Below are 24,586 nucleotides of genomic sequence, written 5' to 3' on the forward strand. Positions count from 1 at the left end.
ACTTGCATCACGCTAGCACCCTTACAGTCTGGTATGTCTCGCTTTATCATTTAAATAACCGGATGGACAAAGTCATTATCCCTATGAGAAATTCAGGGAAATGAGAGATGAACTAAGGACATATGCGTATCACGTTGGGACAATACGAGCCAATAGGCTACCGTTGACCGGGAATGGTCACAGGCCGATATACTTAATGTTTTTAACGGGATTCGATTTAGAAAAGAGAAAAACCCCAACAAAACAAGAATCGTTTCGTTGGGGCAATATTTTATCATTTAGCGGCGCCAGCACCTGGCTCCATCGATAAGTTTTCCCTGATCAATCTGATGATGCTTTCATAATAGGAAATCTCATGCGGCACGAACTCATCTCGCCCGACAAATCGATCGATCATCATCCTGCGGCCTTCTTGATTCATTTCAAATCCCTTAATGTTCACTCTTTCCTTCGCATCGGTCCAAAGCCCTTCAAAGTCATTCAGTACAACCTTCACCATCCCGGAAACCTCTTCTGGCTGCAAGGTGAAATCATCGAAGCTATGTGTACTTTCATATAGAAAGACGTTAGCCAGTTCTTTATCGATGAAATCTTCCTTCGTTTGATGGTATTCGATAATCCCTAACGGAACCAATTCGTTAAAGGAAATTTCAATGCCTATTTCTTCTTTTATTTCCCTTACTCCGTCATATACCGTTTCATGAGCCAGTAAATGCCCGGCAGCCGTAATATCCAATAGATTCGGATAATCTTTTTTCAGCGCACAGCGATGTTGAAGATATAGGTAATCCACCCCGGCTTCCCTACTAACGAACCAACACTGGAAAACCTCATGCCAATGTCCCATTCTATGTACTTCCTCACGCGTAGCCACGCCGATTTGAATGCGATTGGAATCGAATATTTTCAACATCTCAGTTTCCATGGAGCTTCACTCCTAGCCCTTTTTTATAAAAAACTGCTTAACTGGCTGCGTTTCTTCACCCTTTTTCTTTTCTCCAATTTTTCGGGTTTAAATAACCTTTATATTTAGCAGCCACTTCTTTCCCAACCAAAAGTGCACCTGCCCAGAACATGACTTCCGCAAAGACGATCGCACCTGTTATGACCCCCGCTTTAACAGCAGTCGAAAAAGGCGTAAAAGGTGCTATTACAGGAATGATCCAAGTGAGAAGGGAAATGATCAGGCAACCCATCCCTACTTTGTAAAACCTCGATTTCGTTACTTCCTTACTTTTTTTATCCAATTAAATAACCTCCGTCATGATGATATTCATTTGATTATTCTGCAAAACTTTCGACTTTCTAATCTACCATCTTGAATATATTCTTTTTTTATACGTTTGAATGTTGATTTCGTTTCATAAATATGAGAAATAAAGAAATCCAGTTGAGGAAAGTTTGGGAAAAGCGAAGCAGTTATTTAATAAGGTATCCGGTTATAATAACGGTGAGTGGAAAATCTCATTGTATTCATTAGGATTGACTTTACTATTCTTAATGGATTTAATAATCTTATACATACTATTCTTTATAACACTTGCATGCAGGGAAAGGAAAATCCAATGTATATTGAATTCATTGCCACAACCATAGAAGATGCACTTTTAATCGAAAAATCGGGAGCAGACCGAATCGAGCTTGTCAGTGCTTTAGCCGAGGGGGGATTAACTCCAAGCCACGCCCTGATAGAAGCTGTCGTCAGCTCAGTAAAGATACCAGTCAACGTGATGGTAAGGCCTCATAGCCAGTCATTTTGTTATACTGAAAATGATTTGGGAATTATGAAAAAAGATATCCAAATCATTCGATCACTGGGAGCGAATGGGGTCGTATTGGGTGCATTAAATGAAAAAAATGAAATCAATCGACCATACCTCGAAGAGCTATTGACGGAATGTGAAGGTTTGGAGATTACGTTCCACCGAGCCATCGATGATACGTACGACCCAGTCCGTTCAGCTGAAATGCTAGCCCAATATCCAGAAATCACAACGATTTTGACCTCTGGTGGACACGGGGATTTCCCCAGCCGCATGAAAACCATTCAACAAATGAAAAGAGCCTGCGGCGACATAGCGATATTGGTGGGAAGCGGCTTAAAACAAGGATAATATCCTTTCCATCGATTCCGAACTGCATACCGGTTACTATCATTTCGGTACGGCTGTTCGAAAAAATAACAGTATCATTGAAGGCGTTCAATTAGAAAAAGCTAGTGAAATCGTAAACATGCTGAAGAAATAATGTTGGAAAGGGACCGCTACTTTGGTCCCTTTTATGATGCAGATCTCTTTTTCTGTAAAAAGACTGAGTCCCAAAACCAAAAAATCAGGGCCGCGGATAGACTCATTGCATAGTAAACCTTTGTAGTTAAAACTTCCATGCTGAAGTCAACGTTTAACACCGAACTATAAATGAATACAGCCACCAAAGAGAAAAAAACATAAAGGCATAAATAAACTAAATTGAATTTATTAGGATACTTATTGAAAAGGACCTGTACCGGAACAGCAAAAAATAAATAAGGGATAACCACATAAAAAGAAAACACGATAATGCCAGGCAGCCCCCAATTAGAACCCTCGCTAATAATAACCAACACCGTAGAAAGCGATAGACAGGAAGAGACTAGACTAAAAAAATAATAAGGAATCACATCGCTAAGCTCCGATACCTTTACACTCAATTTCCAAGTTTCCATTTAAACCAGCACCTCGCTATAATGCAGACGGACAGCGCAGCCTACAATAATATAATGGGAATTTTTACATAATTATTATACTATATAACGCGGAGATGTTTTAATTTGGAGCGAAACAACGTGCCATTCGTGCCTGATTTTCAGCTCACAAAAAGAAGGTTGCCGCAGCAACCTACCATCATGAAATTCCTTCAATCTTGGGCACCCCAGATTGATGAACAATAATCAATTTTTGTTAGAATCGGCAAAGTGCCCCATCGCATCACACATGAATTTTGCTAAACCATCACCATATTGGTCGATATTTTTGGTGAAGCGTTGATCATCCACATACATTTGACCCAATCCTTTGAAAGCATCCAATGAGTATGTTCCAAAGTTATTGTTCAAACAGTCATACCATTCTTTAATCGCTTCTTGTGCCTCCTCCGACTCGGGCGAGGCATTTCGCATTGACGCAAGTTTTATATAGATTTCCGATACAACTTTTTGTGCATCTTTGGACATGCCCGCCACTTTAGCTTTCGACTCATCGACAGCTTTATCCCCCCAAAGCTTGCGAGCTTCTTCTTCATATGGATTCTGGCTGAAGTCAAACCCTTCAAATTTTTCTTTATTCGTCATTTGAATTTCCCCTTTCATATGCTTAATCGATTTATCGACCGTGTTAATTAATTTATCAAGTTGTTTGCGTTTCTCCAGTAACATTTTTTGATGTTGCCTTAACGCTTCTTGTTTATCAAACGAAGAGCTGCTTACCATTTGTTTGATTTCCTTTAATGGCATGCCGAGTTCCCTAAAAAACAGGATTTGCTGCAACATCTCAAGATTATCATTCGAATAAAGGCGATAACCCGAATCGGTTGTTTCCTCTGGCGATAATAACCCGATTTCATCATAATAATGCAGTGTCCGCACACTAATGCCAACTAAATCGGCCAGTTCTTTCACTTTCATTGCCACTGCCCTTTACCTCCTTTCGATATCATTTACTGTAAGGTATTACGCAACGTGAGAGTCAAATGGAAAACTGAAATTTCCCCGCCCAATTTTAAAAGACGATCCTTCCTAATGAAGAATCGCATGTTAGTATTAAAATTCCTTTTACTCATGAATTTGATGCTTTTACTCGTGAGTTTGATGCTTTTACTCGTGAATTTGGAGCTTTTACTCGTGAGTTTGATGCTTTTACTCGTGAATTGGGCTTTACTCGTGAGTTTGATGCTTTTACTCGGGAATTTGGCTTTACTCGTGAGTTTGGAGCTTTTACTTGTGAATTGGGCTTTACTCGTGAATTTGGGCCTTTTACTCGTGAGTTTTGGCCCTTTACTCGTGAATTTGATGCTTTTACTCGTGAATTTGATGCTTTTACTCGTGAGTTTGATGCTTTTACTCGTGAGTTTTGGCCTTTTACTCGTGAATTTGGCTTTACTCGTGAGTTTGATGCTTTTACTCGTGAGTTTGGAGCTTTTACTCGTGAGTTTGATGCTTTTACTCGTGAATTTGGAGCTTTTACTCGTGAGTTTGATGCTTTTACTCGTGAGTTTGGCTTTACTCGTGAGTTTGATGCTTTTACTCGGGAATTTGGCTTTACTCGTGAGTTTGGAGCTTTTACTTGTGAATTGGGCTTTACTCGTGAATTTTGGCCAATTACTCGTGAGTTTGATGCTTTTACTCGTGAGTTTTAGCCTTTTACTCATGAGTTTTAGCCTTTTACTCGTGAGTTTGGCTTTACTCGTGAGTTCGATGCTTTTACTCGTGAGTTCGATGCTTTTACTCGTGAGTTTGATGCTTTTACTCGTGAGTTTGGAGCTTTTACTCGTGAGTTTGGCTTTACTTGTGAGTTTGATGCTTTTACTTGTGAATTGGGCTTTACTCGTGAGTTTTGGCCAATTACTCGTGAGTTCGATGCTTTTACTCGTGAGTTTTAGCCTTTTACTCGTGTGTTTGGCTTTACTCGTGTGTTTGGCTTTACTCGTGAGTTTGGCTTTACTCGTGAGTTTGGCTTTACTCGTGAGTTTGATGCTTTTACTCGTGAATTTGGAGCTTTTACTCGTGAGTTTGATGCTTTTACTCGTGAATTAAACAATTTTCTTATCTATGAACTCTGCATAAAAGTTAGCTCCGATCCTAGCTAGCCTTCTTTTCTCCAGTGATCGGGAATGCTTAAAGAAAGCGGCAATTTCGTTTTCATATCACCTTTAGCCGAGTTAACCTGTGCTTGTGTGATGAAGAAACTTCCAGTGAGGTCGGCACCGCGCAAATCAGCGTCCCTAAAGTCTGCGCCGATAAGATCAGTCACTCTCATGTCAGCTTCTCTGAGGTCAGTTGCAATAAACAAGGCCCCTCTTAAATTCGCCCCTCTAAGGTCTGCACCTCTCAACTTTGCACCAATAAGGTCACTACCCCTGCCTATTTTGTTCTGTTTCTTTCGATTTCCATTTTTCTTATTTGGTACCATTGCACGTACCAGTTCACTTGTGCGCAGAAGTAGCTCATTAACGGTCGCTCTATGGGCTGGTACATTTAGATTCATGATAGCTTCTGGGCTTTGCTGAGTGAGATATTCCGTTTCTTCAAAAGCGGCCTGCAAATCTCGATGAAGAGGTTTCGCATCTTCTAAATTCAGTGCTTCATTCAAGTAGCAAAGCATTTCATGAAGTTGTTGCATAATAGGAAATACCTCGAACATTTCCTTTGCTGACGCTGGGTTATCTCTCCAATCGTTTCCTTCATAAGTGAGTTGAGATACCTTCTGACCTGCACCGAAGCATTCATATACCGTACAGCCTCGATATCCTTTTGCTCTGAGATTTTCATGGATGCCGCAACGATAATCCGATTGCAGGTTTGAACATGGTGTACCTCCATCTTTATCCAATGCAAAATCAGCAGATTTTGCATAAGGCAGAGCTACACAGCACAAACCGAAACAATTCTCACAGTGTGCACGTAATTGATTAAGAATACTATCGTTATTCGTTAATTGATTAAACATACTTACACTTCCTTCTATAAAACCAATTGTTTCATACTAGTAGATTTTTTTGTTTTCTACTATTTTATCAAAAATCCCAATTAATCTACATATTTACAAAATACAAATAATCAAGAAATGATAATCCAATTGATATGGCTGCTGTATTTTTTTGAGATTAATTGCGAAACTGAAAATATGAAATTAATCAGGAAGGCAAGTGATTTCCATAATATTTCGAGGAATTATTAATCATGTTATAATTTCTTCAAGATCATGGAACTCCAGGGGGTGTAGGCATGTATCCTTTTAACGGCAGAAAAAAAGGCGAGACAAAAAAAGAAATGCAGTATTGCAACTACACGTTGGAGGCAGAAGGTGAAATAGACGAAATGTCTTTTCAAATCGCAAGGATTCTACGGCCAACGTCCAAAGAAATCATCTTTTTATGTATTGGTTCAGATCGTTCCACGGGTGATTCATTCGGGCCTTTAGTAGGGACGATGCTAAGAGAAAACCAAGTCCCTTATCCTGTCTTCGGAACACTTGCAGAACCTGTTCACGCCCTTAATTTGAAAAGTGTTTTTAAAGAAATAAAGAAGCAATTTAAAAATCCCTTTATTTTTGGCATCGATGCTTGTTTGGGAGGTTATCATCAAATAGGTTCTATATTTCTGACAAAAGGTCCTTTTAGCCCTGGTGAAGCCATGAGTAAATCATTACCTGAATTGAGTGATTATCACCTAAAAGCCGTCGTGAATTATTTAGATCCCCTTTTGCCCCAACAATCTTTAAATGGTACGAGACTGGATACTGTCATGAATCTTGCGAAGATTACCACAAAAATCATAGTTAAAGCCGTCTAAAATAATAGTAAAACCCCAATAAAGCCTTAGCTTTTTTGGGGTAAACAATTTGCTGTTTGATTTGTGTTTTAATCATCATATTTTGTAAAGTTACCCTTTATTCTTAACTAGCCCATAAACCACCTCTTCGATTCATTGCTATCATTATGCTTCTTGTCCAACCTGATGTGCTAAACCTGGGTCATTATAGTAAATAACTTCTGATAGAATCCTATTGCCCTGAATATTACGGAAAACTTCCCTTGCGGCTTGTTCTGTTTCAAATTCATACATTACAATACCTCTGTTTTTATAGAGTGTGATGATCCACATTGAAGATCCTCCAATTATCAATTTCATGATCGTAAGATAGGGTTACCGTCCCTTTTCACTAAATGACTCCCAAGATTATCGCTGCTATTGTCATGACAGTGACAGTCCCTAATGCCCATTTCACGGCAAACCGTTGTAAATCCCCGAAGTCAGTGCCCACTAAACCTATTAGCAAATGGGCTGCAGCCACCAAAGGACTCAATACGTGTATCGGCTGCCCTATTATCGAGGCGCGTCCTATTTCTGCCGCGCTAATTCCGTAAGCATCAGCTGCCTGTGCGATAATGGGAAGTACGCCAAAATAGAATGCATTATTTGACATAAAGAAAGTAAAAGGGGCACTGGCATACGCAACAATTACCGGTAAAAATGGTCCTAAAGATTCTGGGATCAGCGAGACCAACGTAATGGCCATTGCATCAATCATTTTCGTTCCAGACATGATGCCGGTAAAAATCCCGGCTGCAATGACAATGGAAACGACGGCCAATGCATTTTTCGAATGAATGGCGATTCGATCCTGCTGATCCTTTAAATCAGGGTAATTGACCAATAGCGCAATGGCGAAAGCAACCATGAATAAAATGGTTAAAGACATAAAATCAATGATTAATGATGCCATGAGCACAATCGTTAAAATGAAGTTGAACCAAACCAATTTCGGTCGACGATAATCACGGGAGACCGTTGTTGCCGCTAACTCGGAATTAGCCTCCGAATTCATTTCTTTTGTGTGATTATGCTGGATCTCCACAACGCCCAATCTCTTTCGTTCCCCTTTTCCCAATATAAAAGCCACAACAAGAACCCAAATGAGGCCAAATCCCATGACAGGAATCATTGGTAAGAACAATTCCGATGCGTCAATGTTCAACGAGGCCATCGCCATGGCGGAAGCTCCCCCCCACGGTGTCATATTCATTACACCCATGGATAACATGGCTACAGTGGCTAATATTATTTTGTTCATCCCCAGACGCTTATAAAGGGGTAAAAGCGCTGAGACGGTAATGATATAAGTAGTTGTCCCGTCGCCATCTAATGCGACGGTCATTGAGAGAATCGCGGTTCCTAAAACTATTTTTAATGGATCTCCTTTTACTATTTTCAATATTTTAGAAATGAGAGGATCGAATAAACCGGAATCTATCATTATTCCAAAATATAAAATAGCAAATAAAATCATTATGGCTGTGGAAGCTATTCCTTCTACCCCATCCTGCATCATGGGTCCCAGTTCTGTAAAGAATCCTCCAATCACTCCAAATACGATTGGAACGAGCATAATGGCCACTAGTGCTGATAGCCGCTTCGACATAATTAAATACATGAATACTGCAATCATGGAAAATCCTAAAATGGATAACATCTTCATGCTCCCTTCCTTATTGATAAAATATTACTATCTTTTTTGATAGCGCTTTCTTTAGAGACTATCATCCATTAAGCCTTATTCACATATAAAGAAAGTAATAAGAGTTTTATTCATTTTTTTCACGCCTGAAAAAGAAAAAACCCCATTGATGAAAATGAATTTCATCAACAGGGATTTATAGGTGTTTTATTTTATATTTTCTTTCAGGCCTTCCAATACTACCATACAAAACCTCAACTTCCATTTCATCACAGGAAACTAAATACTCCAGATATCTGCGCATGGTTGAATAACTAATTCCAACGAGTTGACCCAGTTCATCAGCATTTAAACTGCCATTGACGTTTTGAATCTTGCTTCTGACCATTTTCAAGGTATGTTTGTCAATTCCCTTGGGTAGGATTTGGACATCATTTACTGTATTTGGATTACTTATGGTCCGAAAAAGAGTATCGACTTTATCCTGATTTACTAAATTGTTATTATGTAGCTGCCGTCTCGTCTGATCGTATTGATTGAGCGTTGCAAGAAGCTTATCGATAATGATCGGTTTAATAAGGTAACCAAACGCGCCTCCCCTAATCGCTTCACTGACTGTTTCGGTATCATTCGCGGCGGTGATCAGAATTACATCAATTCCCCGGTATTCCCTCCTAATTTCCCGAAGAAGGTCAATTCCATTCATATCTGGTAAAAAGATATCCAATAAAATTAAGTCCGGTTGTGCGGCATGCAAAATATTTAATGCTTTCTTGCCTGTGCTAGCTGTAGCAATGACAGTGAATTGATCAAGTTGATTCGTAAATTGTTTATATATATTCACTGCATTTTCGTCATCTTCAACAATGACGACTGTAATCGGTCCTTTGGACATTCTTAAGCCTCCCTTTCTGCTTTTAAATCCTTCGGGATGACGATGGTAAATCTTGCTCCTCCCAAATAACTGCGATCAATATAAATTTCACCGCTTAAAAGACCAATGGAGTTTTTTACAATGGCCAAGCCGATCCCATGATTTTCTCCATTTTTAGTCGTATAACCATCTGTAAAAATAATATCTCCCATGGCATCAGGGATTCCTGGACCGTTATCCTCGATATCAAATATAATTTCGTTTCCTAAATCCGTAAACGAAATTTTGACCTTTCCTTCATTTTTGTTCTTTTGCCGTGCTGCCTCCATCGCATTATCGATGACATTACCAATAACGGAAACCAAGTGATGGGAATCCTCAGGTTTTAATGAATTATTTAAATTGCTTTCCTGTTCTATTTCTAATATAACCTGCAGTTCTTTTGAACGGTTTATCTTTCCAAGTAAACAGGCGGCTATTAAAGGATCTTTAACTGATGACATTAGAAACGAAATGATATCTTGCCTCTCCCTCACTTCTGAAGAGATGATGTCCAATGCCCTATCGTATTGTTTTAAACTAACTAATCCATAAATGGTATTTAATTTGTTTAAAAACTCATGGTTTTGTGCCCGCATATTTTCTGAAAAGGCCTTGATTTCTGAAAATTCATCTGTTAATTGTTCAATTTCGGATACTGTTCTTATTGTTAAAACGATGCCCCTGACGTCATTATGATTTAAGATTGGGGATAAATCCAAAATGTAGAGCTGTTGCCCTAAAAGTAACTTACGATTGAACTGTCCCTCTTTTGTGCTGATTACCATTTTGATGAGTTTTTCTAAATGCCCATTTACGATCCGCTTACCCACCATTAGCTGATGGTCATGAAACATTTCACGTGCTCTTTTATTCATGGAAGTAACCTGTTTTTCAATATTAATCGTAATGGTGGCATATCGGATGGCATCAAGTGTCGCTTCCCTTTCTTGAAAAAGAAAAGAAATTTCCTCCGGCTCTAGACCTAAAATAAGCTTTTTTAAGCGCCGCGCTATAAATATCGCCCATACGATTCCCACCATGATTGGGATAAGTGACAAATGAATAATCTTCATTTTATAATTGGACAGTTGATCTTGCACATTCTCTATCAAAAACCCTACAGATGAAACACCGATAACTTCCCCTTTATCATTCCAGATAGGCGCCTTAGCTTTAATCGCTGGCCCCGATATCCCATTTCCTTGATAAATAATTGATTTGTGTTCTTTGAGTACTGGATCATTACTCGTAGCCGTAGGCTTACCGATATAATCTGGATTAGGATGAGAGTAGCGAAGTCCTTTATGATTCGCAATGGTTACATAATCGGCACCCGTTGTTTGACGAATCATTTCTGATGCGGGTTGAATCACCTCTGATGGCTGATCTTCGTTAAATCCCTGGATGATCGTTGGATTTTGAGCCGCTAATTTGGCCACCGTCATTGCTTGCTTCCCCATTTGGTTTTCGACGATGTCTTCCAGCAGTGTGGAGAATAGAATGCTCACAAGCAAGGTACTGATAAAAACAACGAATATGATAAGTAAGGTCATTTGAGTTAATAAGTTCACTCTAATTTTAAACATCCGCATTTATGCCCTAAGCCTTTCCGTATTGAGTCAATAGTTCTTCCCATTCTTCAAGTGAAAGTTTTTCGGTCATATGTGTATATGCATCAGGGACATCTATCGAACACATAAGTTCGAGACTATTGCCATCCGGATCATTAAAATAGACGGAAGCGTTTCCTTGGTGCGGGCGCACAAAAGGTTCAATCGATGTCCTTTTTCCAAAAGGGACGACTTCAATTTTTAGAGATTGGAGCCAAGTTAATGCATTTTTCATATTTTCATAAGATACCCGAAATGCGATATGCCTTAGTGAAGGGTGGTATGGAGTTTGATATTCTTTCCCTTCCCATAGGCCAACCCAGCTTTTGTTTTCCTCGATCCAAAAGAAGGCAGTATCTTCATCCCTCCAAGCTGGTTTCAAGCCTATTTTCTTATAAAAATCGATTGAGATGGCCAGGTTCTTGACGGGCAAATGGGCTTCATATAAACCTTCTATCATCGTAAATTCTCCTTTCCACTTTAAGTAAGGACGCCTTTTACTAATTATACATGCCGGGAAAATATCTCGGGAATATTTCTTCATTGCTACAACACCCAAGGTCCCTTACAATCGTCACTCCTGCCCTTTCCCTATTATTAATATAAGAAAATGGATTTATAATTTCTTACTATAATGGTAGAATGTTAGCCTTTGACCCGTATCCGCACTAATTTCCTCATTAATCGAAATCCGTTCAAAACCGTTTTTCACCAAAACCTTTTGGGAGGCAATATTGTCGCTTGTCGTTTTGGCATGTATTTGAGTCACATTCATTTCCGGTGCCAGATTAACCAAAAGCCTTAAAGCTTCGTTCGCAATCCCTTTTTGCGTAAACGCTTCACCGATTCTATAACCGACATGAGCCGTACCATTAATCGGGTCGATATCCACAAGATTAATCCTGCCGACGATTGTTCCTGAGTCTTCCTTAATCAGATAAAAAGAGGAGATAGCATCCTCTTGTTCTTTTAATAATTCCTTATGCCTGATTGCAAACGTTCCAAAGCTATAATAATCATCTCCCCGGCCTGGGACCGTTTGCTCGAAAAACCTTCTATTATTGCATTCAAATGCAAATAACTCTTTTGCATCCTGTTCATTAAGCCTCTCAATGTATATATCCATCATTCCTTCATCCTTTCAATAAACGTTTAATATATGCGACCTGATATCTTCCATACCTATCATTCAAGAAAACCAAGGGCTTATCCTTCCTGATAAAGATATATAATGGAAGATTTGTATTCTAAGCTTGAAGATTTGTATACCTCTTTTTTGTGACTTCTTATTCAGTCCATGAATATGGATATATACATGAATTACTTGAAATGTCAAAAATAAATTATTTTCTTCTGGTAATAAATCAACGGATGATGTATCATAGTCATCAGATATTCATTATTCTCATTTGGTTAATCGGAATTAGGAGGAATATATATGATTGGTTATGTGTTTTTAAATCTTGCCATAATGCTCGTTCTTTTAGGCGTTTTATTTTACATGAATAAGAAGCATGTTTCCTTTACAAAAAGGGTCTTTACTGGACTTGGTTTAGGGATTGTATTCGGACTTCTTTTGCAGTTTTTCTATGAACCTCAGTCAGAAGCGATCGTTAAATCGGTCGATTGGTTTAACATTGTAGGTTCAGGCTATGTCAAGTTCCTGCAAATGATCGTTATGCCGCTTGTCTTCATTTCGATCTTATCCGCATTTACAAGATTGAAACTAACTAGCAATATCGGAAAGATCAGTATCCTGATCATCGGAATCCTGCTTGGAACGACTGCGATTGCAGCAGCCGTCGGGATTACCTCGGCAACTGTGTTCAATTTGGAAGCCGTTCAAATTGACCAAGGGGATGCAGAGTTAAGCCGCGGGGATGAAATAACGGAAACTTACGGTACGATTCAGGATAAAACGATGCCGCAGCAAATCCTTGAATTGATTCCTTCCAATCCGTTCCTTGATTTAACGGGAGCACGACCGACATCAACCATTTCAGTTGTGATTTTTGCCGCATTTCTTGGGATTGCCTATTTAGGCGTCAAAAGGAAGCAGCCTGAACAAGCTGAATTTTTTGCTAAAATAGTAGATACATTGCACAGCATCACCATGCGAGTAGTCACATTGATCCTTCGTTTAACACCATACGGAATCTTGGCGATCATGACGAAAACAGTAGCTACGAGTGATTTGGATGCCATCCTGAAATTGGGGAAATTCGTCGGTGCCTCTTATGTCGCCCTGATTGTCATGTTCCTCATCCATTTGTTATTGCTGACGATTTCAGGATTGAATCCAATGGTATATTTGAGAAAAGCTTTCCCGGTATTATCGTTTGCCTTCACTTCGAGAACAAGTGCAGGAGCACTTCCATTGAACATCCAAACACAGAAACAACTAGGGGTGTCCGAAGGAATTGCCAACTTTGCCGGATCCTTCGGCTTATCGATCGGTCAAAATGGCTGTGCCGGTATCTATCCGGCCATGTTAGCGGTCATGATCGCTCCAACGGTGGGAATCGACCCACTATCGCCTTCCTTTATAGCCATGTTGATTGCCGTCGTGGCCATTAGCTCTTTCGGGGTTGCAGGTGTAGGTGGAGGAGCAACATTCGCTGCCATTCTAGTATTATCTGCAATGAACTTGCCAATCGCTTTGGCTGGTATATTGATTTCCGTCGAGCCATTGATCGATATGGGAAGAACGGCTGTCAATGTCAGCGGCAGCATGACTTCCGGTATTCTGACAAGTAAAATAACGGGTGACCTGGATAAAGAACAATTCAGCGAAGAATCATCTTTGAAAATTGAAGCTGAAATGTAAAATAAAAAAGCATCGGACTTCCTGCCTTATGGGAAGTTTGATGCTTTTTATTTGCTTGTAAATTGGAACTATATAATCACTTCAATCACTTTTGGTTTTCCTGATGGTATATCCACAATAAAGAAGGATACTCAGCATCGTTATGACACTGCTCAATATCAAATTTACGTTCCCTTGATAATTGGTCAATAAAAGTTTTGGTGCAAAAAGCAATATTGGAATGATGATGGAAACCCAGGTTTTACTCCATATGGATATGAGGATGAATATAGAAATGGCTAGTATTACAGCAACAATAGTACCTGTGTTTTCAAGTTTTATAAAAGTTGTGCTATGAATTCCACTAAAAATAATTAAACCTGCAAACAATGCTATCGATATCATGCCTAGGGCAAATAGGATTACACCTTGCTTGAACATGGATAATTTATGCCTCGCCATATACCTGAAAGATATCATATAAACTAATATTGAAAGGATTCCAGCCATAGGATAACCGATGATCTCCAAAAACGAAAATTCAATTCCACCATTTAAAGCCTTATCAATAATCAAATAGGAAAATGCCCCAAATAAAATCATCAATATATATTTAAACCATCCCTTAAAATCAACTGACATTTCATCAGAAAGAAGTTTCATGTACTCTTTTGGACTACTGCCTATGATATGTTCTACACTTTTTTCATCACACTCCGCTTCAAAAAGATGGACCTCTAACTCTTCAATGATATCCTCAATTGCATCGGTTTTCTTCCCACTCGAAAAAAGGTATAATCTGAGGTTTTCCAAAAAGGTTTGACTCTCCTTGGATAACGTTTTGTTAACATCAAGCACCGCTACATTCCCCCTTGGTTTTTCACTATTTTATTTACATTTGAACTTAGCTTATCCCAGCGGTCAATGAAGACTTCCAGTTCGCTCTCGCCTTTTTCAGATAACGAGTAATACTTCCGGCTAGGTCCCGCTGTCGATTTCTTTAAAGTGGTATTGACTAATTTTTCTTTCTGCATGCGTATTAATAAGGGATAGATGGTACCTTCACTTAAAGAATCAAACCCATATTCCCCAAGCTTCTCGGCTAATTCGTACCCATAAACTTCCCCTTCTTTAATGATCGCTAACAGACAACCTTCCAAAATCCCTTTAAGCATTTGAGTTGATGACATGGATATTGAATCACTTCTTCCTTTGTCTTGTATAACAAGGTATTGGGCCCAAAAATATTTACCTTGCAAAGCAAGATATACTTTATTTTACATTTCACTACCTGGTATTGCAAGTCATTTATCCCTTATTATTCCTGTAGTGAGATTTATTCTTTTTTTGCGTTTTAAAATTTTGGGCGATTTAACAAAAAGGGACAATCCCGAAAAGATTTCATATAAAATTTAATAAAAAATTGAGGATACATTTTAATCAATAAGTAAATGCAAGTTATTTTCTTGTTTCTTATATCTTCCCTTTATTTCTCCAACATCATTAATTGTAATCGAATCAATGTTTTCAATGGGGGCATTCTCTAATAACAGGTGTAGTTTATTTATGTTTTGAATTCCATTATCAACATGGGCAATAACAGGTTGTTGAATAAGAAAATCTTGATTATTCATTCTTACTTTTATAAAGCTCTTATGTAAAAGTCTATCTTCTAATGGGATGATATTCATAGGGTCAAAGGATATAGCAGTTATTTCCCCTTCAATATATAGATGAATACCTGCTTGTTCATTAAACTCTTCAAATGCTTTGAATCTCTTTTCCATAGCAAAATTAACGACTTCCTCTGTTTCAGAACTTATTTTAACATCAGCTATTGAATATACCATATAGTCACCGGACTGTTGTTTTAATAGGTCATATAATGTATCTTCTATATCAAAAAAACTTTCCATCCAACCTGGCGAAAGCTCTTCGAGTAACAAGCACATAAACAAGCCGGAACTATAACTACTCCTTCTTATATTAGAAGTAGATTCATATTTGTTCATTAAGTCCTGTCCATACATTCTTAAAACTGAATCGTAATCAAGTGGGCTTTTTTCCGAGTAAGCCTTTAATTCCACATACAACGCAGGTCCCTCAACGGTTTCAATTAATTTTTCATATGTTAGGTACCCTGTAATCTTGGCTGTTCTTTTTTCTCTTAAGGCAATGAAAGTATTAAGATATTGTTTCTTCTTAATTATGTTATTTTCCAACAATGCATTATAAAGATTTGTTCTTTCCTGATTTCGTAATTCCACATTACCTTTTGACAACGGATATGTAATTCCCATCATTTCATCTGGAAACCGTTTTTCACTTTTTATATACTGATGCCCGTGAAATAATTCGTGAATCAGTATTGAATACAAACCTTCATATTCCTCATATGATTCCATATTGACAATCGCAGTGGGATATTCTTCATATATAATGATTGTATCTCCAGTAAACTGTACATCCCATCTTAAAATATGAAATCTATCTTGTTGATTGCTACTAAATTTAGGATGATTGAATAGATAAACATTTCTCCTATCATATAATGCATAAGCAACGAGTTCAAAACCCGGCCAATAATTTTCCACTTTCTCTTTAACTAAGTCTTCAGCAATTCGATTAAGATAATGAGTCATTTCTTACCTCCCCTCCACTGTTTCAATTCGGTTAAAAACATAATACCATATATGATTTAACATAAATATCCAAATTCTTAATAGAAACACAAAATGCCACTGTAAAATATCAGCTCACGGGAGCGAATATCTTACAGTGGCATTTTTCATGTAATGTGGCCTGAGATCATTTTTTTATTTGCCTCGCTGGATAATGATTGGCCTGATAAGCCGAAAACGCTTGGTACATATACTGGATCGAAGCATACACCCCATATGCAAGGAGTATTCCGGCCAGCACATCCAATACAGCATGCTGTTTCGTAAATAGCGTGGAAAGGATAATCAGTGTTCCGAATGCAGTGACACTGGCATACTCCCATTTATGCTGTTCTTTCCGCTTATGGACGACGATCATCATGATGAATGTAGTCAGTACATGAATGCTCGGCAGACAGTTGACAGGTTGATCATGACTATAAACGAATCGCATTAAATGGGCAAAGATATCGTTCCCCACCACTTCTGGACGCGGGACTGTCGATTGCCATAGGCAATATACAAGAAAACAGAGAAGTTTCCCCGATATCAAGCTGCCTAATGCCACAAAATAGTGCTTACGGTCAACAAAACAGTAGTAAATCAGCAATCCATAAATATACGGATACCAAAGTAAATATGGAACGACAAATTCTTTAATAAAGGGAATCTCCCCATCTATTATAGTCGTAACATCGACAGCGTGACCTGAAGATTGATTGATTACCGAGTAGATGGAACTAGTAATCATTAAAAGTAATAAATAGCATAACGGGTGAAAGGATAAGATAGGATTGTTTTTCATAGCTCGCTCCGGCTTTCAATATATTGGGTAATTTCCAAAGATTATTATACAACATTTTTCGCTAGATTGATTATTTATATGCTAAAGTTAATGATTCCCATGAACTAGTAAAATGGATATCTCTTACTTTTCCAGTTGTAGACCAAAAATAACTAAATTCCCATTCAGCTGCATGACATAAGGAAAGCCATGGTATGCATACCACGGCTTGAAACTGAAACTTTATTTATGCCCCGCTTACTGCTAGATTTTGTTAAGCCTTCTTTTCCATACATACGTCAAGGTAATGAAGATATAGATGCAAAGTGTAATGATCGTTACGATTATGGATGTCGTGAAAATGATTCCGATCAGGATCGTTATTAAAGCGATGATCGCAGCCCATGTCGTATACGGGAACCATTTTACCGAATAGTCACTTGTTTTTCCGGACTGTTGTTTACGTGATTTCAAATGGGCGAATGCAATGATCAACCAGATGAATAATACGGTATATCCCAGCGATCCCATTAGGAAATCAAAAGTCTTGCTTCCAGCAAATAAGGAAATCAATACACCGCCATATAAAGCGGAAGTACATATTAATATTGCGGGAACAGGTACCTTCTTCTTGGATAAACGGGAAAAGATTTTCGGAACGCGACCATCCACGGCTTGTGTATACAGAACGCGGGATGAACCATACAACCCGGAGTTCATCGATGATATGATCGCTAAAAGAACAACGGCATTCATGATATGATCGGCACCTGGAATCCCGATCATTTGAAAGACCATTACAAACGGACTTTCCTTCACCCCGTTTACTTCGTTCCAAGGAATTAAGCTAACGATGATGAAAAAAGGAATGATATAGAAAGAAATGATCCTGACCAATGTACTGCGAACCGCCTTTGGAACCACTTTTTCAGGATTTTTCGTTTCAGCTAATGTGACTCCGATGATTTCCGTACCGCCATATGAATAGATTACCACCAGCATCGCCGTGATCAAACCCGTCGATCCATTCGGAAAGAAACCGCCATGTTCGGTCAAGTTAGAAAAACCGACCGCGGTATGATCACCAAAAGTAACGAGCAGCAACAATAATCCAGCCATGATGAACACAATGATGACCGTAATCTTAATTAAAGCAAGCCAGTACTCCGTTTCAGCAAAAACCTTTACCGACAGCAAGTTAACCGCAGTAACTAACACCGAAACAGCTAATGCCAGTATCCAGATTGGATATCCGGGCAGCCAATATTGAAGGAAAATCGCCGCAACCACTGATTCGGCCGCGATATTCAATACCCACATTTTCCAATAGATCCAATCCAGGAAATAGGCAGGATACTTTCCTAAGATCGATTCGACCAAATCCCTGAATGTTCGTGCACCGCTATTGCGGACCGCCATTTCAGCTAAACCTTGCATGATGAATAATAGGATGATGCCTCCTATCAAGTACGCAATGATTACGGAAGGGCCTGCCATATCAATGGCTGAACTGCTCCCTTTAAATAAACCTGCCCCGATGGCACCGCCTAATGCCATCATCGTAATATGCCTTGAAGTCATTGTCCTCTGTAAATTCCGTTTGTCCGTTTCCATATCCTTACCTCCCAAAAATCAAAAAAAGCATATCGTCTCTTCCTTCATAATCAAATGAAGAAAGAGACGATATGCCTTAAGCTTACCGCGGTACCACTCTTATTGGCTCATTAAAGAACCCTGCTTTAAAAACCTTGTAACGAAGGTTAATCGTTAAAACAAAAGAATGGAATCATTCCTATCTTTCGCTTTACCACTCCCAGGCAAGTTCAAAGTATCATTGGACTGCGTTGCACCAACCCGCAGCTCTCTTCACCGAATAATGAGCTTTTACTACTCCTGTTCATTGCGTTTGAAAAATTATATCTGAATATTTTTAATAATATCCCATACTATACGGACTCAAGGTAAATTTGTCAATAACTTTCTTAGGATAATATTTTCAAAGAAACAAATTAGGGGAAATCGTGAAAGCCCTTGATCCAATTATAGGATACTGGCGGAAAAATAATATACAAATTTAATAGCACATAAGGAACATCCAGCGGCTGCAAAATCAAGTGTTAGATAGTCTTAAATGATTAAAATGAAGAATCCATGATGGTTGAAGCGTATTTGCAAGGTTTCCTAAAGACAAAGAGTGCCCTTTATGGATACCCTCAATTTACCAGTAGTTTCGTAAATTCAACAAATGTTCTTATGACTTATTTAGCAGGTTCTATATAGAAATAAATCCCACTTTCCTTGTCTATTGCAGGGCTTACTTCACTAGTTTGTGTTTTAACGATAGGACTTTGATCTTCACTTAATCCAGTGTAAATTGTAAAATCCTTTCCTGATTGTGTTGTTGTTCCCCAACTGATCTGGGAGGAATACTTTTTGACTTTATCGTTTTTAACAAGAACATCTTGATCAGGGTCATACCAAGCAAACTTTCCTTCTTGCTCACTAATGCTTGATACCCCTACTCCCAAGCCTTCTTCAAATTGTTTCTTATAAATAACAAATGTTTCTCCGTTTTCACTAACTTCTCCAATGATGTCTTCTTTTTTCATCTTTTCTTCTTTAATGCCATGATTAATCGTTTCTTCTTTGGTTTTATACCATTTCAATTCACTGGTTCCATTATCGGCTATTGCAGAACACCCTGTAAGTGCAATCATGGCTATTGCAAAAGGTAGCACTACTTTCACTTTAAAAATCCCCCTTTTAAGAAAAGATGCAATACTTAAATCATGCATTCGACGCGAATAAAATTACAATATATAGAAAAACCCTTTTCCCTATCCATCATCAATAATTCCCACTGGTCACCTAATCAAATCAATATTTTTAAATAAGCTTCTCGATTTTCCCAGACTCTCCTAACCTTTTAAAACCTTATCCCTAACCATGATGCAACCACCATCAGAACCCCAACGACAATCACTATAACCGGTCCTACAACAATTAATCCAAATAGCAGTGAGCCTACTGCGTCCAGGAAAATTCGAAATGGTCCTGCTTTTTCCTTTTTATTCTGTTGCTGCGTTAATAAGTCTTCAAGATGACCGACTTTTTGCTTCAATTGCTGCAACTCTTGAATCACTTTTGTGTCCTGGTCCATGAATTACCACCCTCTTTAAATAACAATAAGTGTTAATTCTATCATTTACATCCATTTTTTAAAAGTGAGATTTAACCTCGAAATCAAATCTATTTTAAAACTATTTTTTCAAATTCTGTCATCAATGATACAATAACATGGTCTGAAATCAATCCACTCTATAGAACACGTGAGGTATCATATTTTTTATGAAAGCAATACGATTATTAAAGAGTTTTAACTTTTTATATTTTGGACTGCTTGCCATTTTCATTCCGTTTCTCCCAGTCTATCTGGCTGATCAAGGTTTGCGTCCAGCCCAAATCGGATTCATCATCGGTACAGGAGGTTTTGTCACCCTCATTACCCAGCCTTTATGGGGAATGATCAGCGACAAAACAAGGACTATACGAAAAGTCCTGTTGTTACTCATCTTTTTCTCGAGCGTAATCGGTTATTTCCTCTATGATTCAAGCAGTTATCTTCAGCTCATCCTGTTTGCCATGCTGCTATATTTCTTTCTGATGCCGATCGATCCCCTGACGGAAAGCCTCAATTTTACGATGGCAGAGAAATCCGGGATCAGCTACGGCTCCATCCGGACATATGGTGCATTGGGTTATGCGGTCATATCGCTGATCACCGGCTATGTTATGTCATATTTCGGAGCGAACAGCCTGGCCTTCCTTTTTGCCGGCATAGGTTTGATCAGCTTCATCGTCAGCTGGATGATGCCTGATGCACCCGTTTCAGGAAAACCTGTCACTTTAAGCAGCCTTAAGCACTTTTTCAGCAATAAAGAGACACTTCTCTTTCTGTTATTGGTGTTTATCTGTGCTGTTCCAGCAAGGATGAACGATACTTTCCTCGGAGTGTATATCCGGGAACTTGGAGGAAGTGCCAAGCTTGTAGGCTTGACCTGGTTCTTAGCGGCAGGAAGTGAAATCGTTGTATTCGCCCTAAGCTTCTGGTGGCTGCGCAAGGGTAAGGAAATCATCATCATTTCGTTTGCAGCGGCGTTTTTCTTTATCCGTTATTTCGTCTCTGCGTGGATAACCGATCCACAGCTATTAGCTTATTTGCAGGTCATGCAGCTATTGACGTTCCCCATTTTCTACTCGGCCGCCATCCAATATCTGTATAGGATCGTTCCGGTGGAATGGCGTGCTACAGGCCAGACGGTACTGGCGCTGCTATTCTTCGGGGTTTCGGGAATCATTGCTTCTTATATAGGCGGAGCCATATATGGGGCTTTCGGGGGCAAGACCCTTTACCTGTTCATCTCCTCCATCTCCTTCATAGGAATGGTATTTGCTTTGGTTCTTTATCGGATATATGGCAAGAGGCTCGATACTGCAGAGGAAGCTGTATAATCCAAAAAACGGTATAAAAAAGAGCATGTTTTGATCAAAACATGCTCTTTTTGCATTCGAATGTAGTTTCCATTAGCGAAATAAGGGGGCAACCGTTAACATTAGCACGGAGATGCAAAGCAGAATTGTAGTTGTCCTGTTTGAGAGTTTTACTTGTCCGCCATTTTTATAGAACCCTGAAAATTGAAGCCGATTTTTATAGAGTACATAAAGTAATGGAAAAATTGCCAGACCAACAATCCATCCGCCCGTGGTATTCTCTACGGTTATACCAAAAATCGCATAGATTGAATTAATGATGAACCCCAAAATCATTCCAATAACGAAAATAATGGTGACGATACGAAATAATTCTAAGATGACTCTTACCATCATTCACCCGCTTTCTGCTTTTAAGCTGATTTATTATCCAAGAAAAAAAGGCTGCCGCAGCAACCCCTGATAGTGAAAATAACTTTCCAATATAGTGGGATAATTCCCTTAATATAACAAACTTTTACCTATTGGTAAATAGACGCTCTCACTGTTCTTCTTGTACGAGCGAATGCTTAAATGCGTAAATCACTGCTTGTGTGCGGTCTTGCACGGCAAGCTTACTTAATATATTGCTGACATGCACTTTGGCTGTTTTCAGGGCTATGTATAGATCATCCGCAATTTCCTGATTCGATTTCCCTTGTGTCATCAGCAGTAAAATTTCCATTTCGCGATTCGTCAATTGATCATGAAGCTGTGAAATCTTTGGACGACGCAACTTTTCCATCATTTTCCCCGTCACTTCCGGTTCAAGTACGCTTTGCCCCTGGAACGTGGAACGGACAGCTCTCGCAATCTCGCTGGCCTTAGATGTCTTCAACATATAGCTCGTCGCTCCGGCTTCCAATGCCGGGTACACTTTTTCATCATCAAGGAAGCTTGTCACAATGATAATCTTTGCTTCAGGCCATTTTTCGATAATTCGTTTCGTCGCTTCTATGCCGTCCATTTCAGGCATGACCAAATCCATCAAAATGATATCCGGACGCAAATCCATTGCCAGTTCGACAGCTTTCAGACCATTGTCAGCTTCCCCAATCACTTCGATATCCGCCTGTGCGGATAAATAGGCCGATACCCCTATTCTTACCATTTCATGGTCATCGACAAATAATACTTTAATCATCATGATCACCTCCAGCATTTAATAATGGGATTTTCACTTCAAGTTTCGTTCCTTTATTCGGAACGCTAACAAGCTGCATCGTTCCGCCTAATTCAACAGCCCGTTCATGCATGTTTTGCAGACCATATGATCCCGTTTTCGACTCTTCGACGTTAAAACCGATGCCATCATCCGTTATCCGTAAAATGATCAGCCCATCACGAACGATCAATAGCACTTCAAGCGAATCCGCTTTTGCATGTCTTAGAGTATTGGAAATCGATTCTTGTAAAATCCGAAACAGATGGTCCTCAATCCCCTTATCCAGAGTGACAGGCTCCATCTTCCATTTTATATCCATCGTTACTTTTTGAGCCAATTCCAAAAGGAGCTCCTTCATTCCTTCCTGTAAAGATTTTCCCTTTAATGCAACGGGTCTCAAGTGAAGCAATAAAGCCCTCATCTCGAGCTGGGATTGATGGATCATCTCTTCCACTATCTTGAATTGTTTCATTTCCGTTTTTTCCATATCGGATTGTGACTCGGTAATGGCCGACATGAACATCGAAGCGGCAAACAATTGCTGACTCACCGAATCATGCAGTTCCCGCGCCAAACGGTTTCGTTCCTGGGAAACGATTTCCTGGATCTGTTTCTCCTGATCAATGGCCTTTTCATTCGCCATTTTTTGCGATAATTTAGTCTGCTCATTGATTTGCTTATGAATCAGATGCATCCGTTCCACCATTTTAGCCATTTCTTGGACCGGAAACGTCTCCTCTTGCGAAGGTAAGCGGCCCTGTTCAAGTAAATGAAGCCCTTCATCCACCCTTTCCAGCTGCCTCTTCCAAAACATCCCCGAAACGACTCCATAGATCAACCCTACCGTAATGACCAGACTTGGCAGGAATATGACGAAAGGTAACCCCATGACCACTTTCTCCCACAATAAACTCCAGTGCGGATAAAGGAAAGATAAAGAAAACCGCCGCCGGCAAAGCAAGGGAAAGAACAAAAGAAACACCAAGGGCAGTCAATATCTGCCGTGTCATTATGCTCATACCCGCTTCACCTCTAAATCCCCAACTAAGATTGAAGTGATGATATGAACCTTGTGATCCGTTTCATTGAACCCTTCCGTTTGGTAGGAATAAATTTGATTAAAGACCCTGGATTCAGGCTTATTTTCAAAGATTCGGGCCCTGCCTGCAACGACGGAATGATGGACCCTGATTTCGATGCCATATGGTACAAGGACAGTAATATTGCCAATGATATTCCTAATGGAAATGACAGCGTCGCCTTTCGGTAAAATCGTTTTGCTTAAATCGATAACCGTATCACCGACCCCGCCCTGAACATTAACGGAATTCCATTCATATACATGTTCGGCCGTTTGTTGATGACCGAACAACTTATTTTTAAATAGATAATCGGTTTTCAGCAATCGTTCCTTCTTGATCCGTTCTTCGTCCAAATCCTCATTGGTTAAAATGGGACTGATCCAATCAGGGTTCTTTTTGGACTGATAATATAAAAGCAAAAGATAAATGAGGATCGCCATAAGGAAAAATCTAAAGACGAACATATTCAAGACTGTGATGATAAGGGAAATCAGCCCTATAAAAAATAGGATTTTCCCGATTGACCGTTTTGTGAATTTCCTGCCTAAATAGATAAATCCTATCGAAAAAGCGATGGAAAAAAGGAGACCTCCACCCGTAAATGAAATCTCTAAAAAAAGCAGGACGACTCCGATGAGAAATATCCATCCCATATAGTCCGTCTTCATCTTGTTCAACATCGGTTCGCCTCCCCTGTATGATCATGGTATTCTTAAAAGGCACAGGAACCCGTGCCTTTTAAGAATACCATGAAATTATCACGTTCTGAAGACTGTTTTCCCCCGCCCTCCATTCCAATAAGCCAGGGGATAACAGTAAT

At 39.3% G+C, this 24,586-nt stretch carries 26 protein-coding genes, 1 pseudogene and 1 other annotated feature; of the genes and pseudogenes, 5 read left to right on the forward strand and 22 right to left on the reverse strand.

The window, feature by feature from the left end:
* Positions 1-274: 274 nt before the first annotated feature.
* Both ABIE66_RS21105 and ABIE66_RS21110 read right to left on the reverse strand, forming a co-directional pair.
* Complete coding sequence (locus ABIE66_RS21105; RefSeq protein WP_370016171.1) at positions 275-925, reverse strand: NUDIX hydrolase; 651 nt, start codon at positions 923-925, stop codon at positions 275-277.
* 55 nt (positions 926-980) lie between these two features.
* Positions 981-1,247: a transporter suffix domain-containing protein gene (locus ABIE66_RS21110; RefSeq protein ID WP_370016172.1), complete on the reverse strand. Its 267-nt coding sequence runs from the start codon at positions 1,245-1,247 to the stop codon at positions 981-983.
* A gap of 318 nt (positions 1,248-1,565) precedes the next feature.
* On the opposite strand from ABIE66_RS21110, the gene ABIE66_RS21115 reads away from it, so the two are divergent.
* Positions 1,566-2,114, forward strand: a complete 549-nt coding sequence (locus ABIE66_RS21115; RefSeq protein ID WP_370016173.1) for a copper homeostasis protein CutC — start codon at positions 1,566-1,568, stop codon at positions 2,112-2,114.
* 164 nt (positions 2,115-2,278) lie between these two features.
* On the opposite strand, the gene ABIE66_RS21120 is transcribed toward ABIE66_RS21115, so the two are convergent.
* Both ABIE66_RS21120 and ABIE66_RS21125 read right to left on the reverse strand, forming a co-directional pair.
* Entirely contained in the window at positions 2,279-2,704 is a 426-nt protein-coding gene (locus ABIE66_RS21120) for a UPF0715 family protein (RefSeq protein ID WP_370016174.1), read from the reverse strand.
* 225 nt (positions 2,705-2,929) lie between these two features.
* Positions 2,930-3,667, reverse strand: coding sequence for a MerR family transcriptional regulator (locus tag ABIE66_RS21125; RefSeq protein WP_370016175.1), 738 nt, complete (start codon positions 3,665-3,667; stop codon positions 2,930-2,932).
* A gap of 108 nt (positions 3,668-3,775) precedes the next feature.
* Here ABIE66_RS21125 and ABIE66_RS21130 point away from each other — a divergent pair, with 108 nt between their 5' ends.
* Entirely contained in the window at positions 3,776-4,789 is a 1,014-nt protein-coding gene (locus ABIE66_RS21130) for a hypothetical protein (protein ID WP_370016176.1), read from the forward strand.
* A 49-nt stretch (positions 4,790-4,838) separates the two neighbouring features.
* Here the strand turns inward: ABIE66_RS21130 and ABIE66_RS21135 are convergent, their stop codons facing one another.
* Positions 4,839-5,702, reverse strand: coding sequence for a pentapeptide repeat-containing protein (locus ABIE66_RS21135; protein WP_370016177.1), 864 nt, complete (start codon positions 5,700-5,702; stop codon positions 4,839-4,841).
* Positions 5,703-5,980: 278 nt separating this feature from the next.
* On the opposite strand from ABIE66_RS21135, the gene yyaC reads away from it, so the two are divergent.
* Positions 5,981-6,547: a spore protease YyaC gene (gene yyaC, locus ABIE66_RS21140; RefSeq protein ID WP_370016178.1), complete on the forward strand. Its 567-nt coding sequence runs from the start codon at positions 5,981-5,983 to the stop codon at positions 6,545-6,547.
* A 144-nt stretch (positions 6,548-6,691) separates the two neighbouring features.
* Here the strand turns inward: yyaC and ABIE66_RS21145 are convergent, their stop codons facing one another.
* The 6 genes from ABIE66_RS21145 to ABIE66_RS21170 form a co-directional block, all read right to left on the reverse strand.
* Positions 6,692-6,859, reverse strand: coding sequence for a hypothetical protein (locus tag ABIE66_RS21145; RefSeq protein WP_342602701.1), 168 nt, complete (start codon positions 6,857-6,859; stop codon positions 6,692-6,694).
* A gap of 58 nt (positions 6,860-6,917) precedes the next feature.
* Positions 6,918-8,228 (reverse strand): CitMHS family transporter, encoded by a 1,311-nt coding sequence (locus ABIE66_RS21150; RefSeq protein WP_063232505.1) that lies wholly within the window; start codon positions 8,226-8,228, stop codon positions 6,918-6,920.
* Positions 8,229-8,409: 181 nt separating this feature from the next.
* The gene (locus ABIE66_RS21155; protein WP_370016179.1) at positions 8,410-9,108 is read right to left on the reverse strand and encodes a response regulator; all 699 of its coding nucleotides are present in this window, start codon (positions 9,106-9,108) and stop codon (positions 8,410-8,412) included.
* A 2-nt stretch (positions 9,109-9,110) separates the two neighbouring features.
* The gene (locus ABIE66_RS21160; RefSeq protein ID WP_370016180.1) at positions 9,111-10,700 is read right to left on the reverse strand and encodes an ATP-binding protein; all 1,590 of its coding nucleotides are present in this window, start codon (positions 10,698-10,700) and stop codon (positions 9,111-9,113) included.
* Positions 10,701-10,728: 28 nt separating this feature from the next.
* Positions 10,729-11,199 carry a VOC family protein gene (locus ABIE66_RS21165; protein ID WP_370016181.1) on the reverse strand — a complete coding sequence of 157 codons (471 nt, stop codon included), beginning with the start codon at positions 11,197-11,199 and terminating at the stop codon, positions 10,729-10,731.
* Between the two features lie 156 nt (positions 11,200-11,355).
* Positions 11,356-11,865, reverse strand: coding sequence for a GNAT family N-acetyltransferase (locus ABIE66_RS21170; RefSeq protein WP_370016182.1), 510 nt, complete (start codon positions 11,863-11,865; stop codon positions 11,356-11,358).
* Between the two features lie 312 nt (positions 11,866-12,177).
* On the opposite strand from ABIE66_RS21170, the gene ABIE66_RS21175 reads away from it, so the two are divergent.
* Positions 12,178-13,566, forward strand: coding sequence for an L-cystine transporter (locus ABIE66_RS21175; RefSeq protein ID WP_289326180.1), 1,389 nt, complete (start codon positions 12,178-12,180; stop codon positions 13,564-13,566).
* Positions 13,567-13,647: 81 nt separating this feature from the next.
* On the opposite strand, the gene ABIE66_RS21180 is transcribed toward ABIE66_RS21175, so the two are convergent.
* The 7 genes from ABIE66_RS21180 to ABIE66_RS21210 form a co-directional block, all read right to left on the reverse strand.
* The gene (locus ABIE66_RS21180) at positions 13,648-14,403 is read right to left on the reverse strand and encodes an HAAS domain-containing protein (RefSeq protein WP_370016183.1); all 756 of its coding nucleotides are present in this window, start codon (positions 14,401-14,403) and stop codon (positions 13,648-13,650) included.
* Positions 14,404-14,405: 2 nt separating this feature from the next.
* Positions 14,406-14,735: a PadR family transcriptional regulator gene (locus tag ABIE66_RS21185; RefSeq protein ID WP_370016184.1), complete on the reverse strand. Its 330-nt coding sequence runs from the start codon at positions 14,733-14,735 to the stop codon at positions 14,406-14,408.
* A gap of 246 nt (positions 14,736-14,981) precedes the next feature.
* Entirely contained in the window at positions 14,982-16,187 is a 1,206-nt protein-coding gene (locus ABIE66_RS21190) for a hypothetical protein (RefSeq protein WP_370016185.1), read from the reverse strand.
* A gap of 166 nt (positions 16,188-16,353) precedes the next feature.
* Complete coding sequence (locus tag ABIE66_RS21195; RefSeq protein WP_289315182.1) at positions 16,354-17,010, reverse strand: phosphatase PAP2 family protein; 657 nt, start codon at positions 17,008-17,010, stop codon at positions 16,354-16,356.
* A 243-nt stretch (positions 17,011-17,253) separates the two neighbouring features.
* Positions 17,254-18,603 (reverse strand): amino acid permease, encoded by a 1,350-nt coding sequence (locus ABIE66_RS21200; protein ID WP_370016186.1) that lies wholly within the window; start codon positions 18,601-18,603, stop codon positions 17,254-17,256.
* Between the two features lie 59 nt (positions 18,604-18,662).
* Positions 18,663-18,899 (reverse strand) — a binding site (T-box leader).
* Between the two features lie 348 nt (positions 18,900-19,247).
* On the reverse strand, positions 19,248-19,784 hold the full coding sequence (locus ABIE66_RS21205) for a hypothetical protein (RefSeq protein ID WP_370016187.1): 537 nt from the start codon (positions 19,782-19,784) through the stop codon (positions 19,248-19,250).
* A gap of 131 nt (positions 19,785-19,915) precedes the next feature.
* Positions 19,916-20,149: a hypothetical protein gene (locus tag ABIE66_RS21210; RefSeq protein WP_370016188.1), complete on the reverse strand. Its 234-nt coding sequence runs from the start codon at positions 20,147-20,149 to the stop codon at positions 19,916-19,918.
* A gap of 188 nt (positions 20,150-20,337) precedes the next feature.
* On the opposite strand from ABIE66_RS21210, the gene ABIE66_RS21215 reads away from it, so the two are divergent.
* Positions 20,338-21,501 carry an MFS transporter gene (locus tag ABIE66_RS21215; protein ID WP_370016189.1) on the forward strand — a complete coding sequence of 388 codons (1,164 nt, stop codon included), beginning with the start codon at positions 20,338-20,340 and terminating at the stop codon, positions 21,499-21,501.
* Positions 21,502-21,573: 72 nt separating this feature from the next.
* On the opposite strand, the gene ABIE66_RS21220 is transcribed toward ABIE66_RS21215, so the two are convergent.
* The 4 genes and pseudogenes from ABIE66_RS21220 to liaF form a co-directional block, all read right to left on the reverse strand.
* Positions 21,574-21,873, reverse strand: a complete 300-nt coding sequence (locus tag ABIE66_RS21220) for a hypothetical protein (protein ID WP_370016190.1) — start codon at positions 21,871-21,873, stop codon at positions 21,574-21,576.
* 148 nt (positions 21,874-22,021) lie between these two features.
* A complete protein-coding gene (locus ABIE66_RS21225) occupies positions 22,022-22,663 on the reverse strand; it encodes a response regulator transcription factor (RefSeq protein ID WP_289326188.1) in 642 nt (213 codons plus the stop codon).
* Positions 22,656-23,703 (reverse strand): annotated as a pseudogene (locus ABIE66_RS21230) (sensor histidine kinase). The gene ABIE66_RS21225 and the pseudogene ABIE66_RS21230 overlap by 8 nt, the downstream one beginning before the upstream one ends.
* Positions 23,700-24,446, reverse strand: a complete 747-nt coding sequence (gene liaF, locus ABIE66_RS21235; protein WP_289315176.1) for a cell wall-active antibiotics response protein LiaF — start codon at positions 24,444-24,446, stop codon at positions 23,700-23,702. The pseudogene ABIE66_RS21230 and the gene liaF overlap by 4 nt, the downstream one beginning before the upstream one ends.
* Positions 24,447-24,586: the final 140 nt, after the last annotated feature.

This window comes from Peribacillus sp. B2I2, assembly GCF_041261685.1.
Taxonomy (GTDB): domain Bacteria; phylum Bacillota; class Bacilli; order Bacillales; family DSM-1321; genus Peribacillus.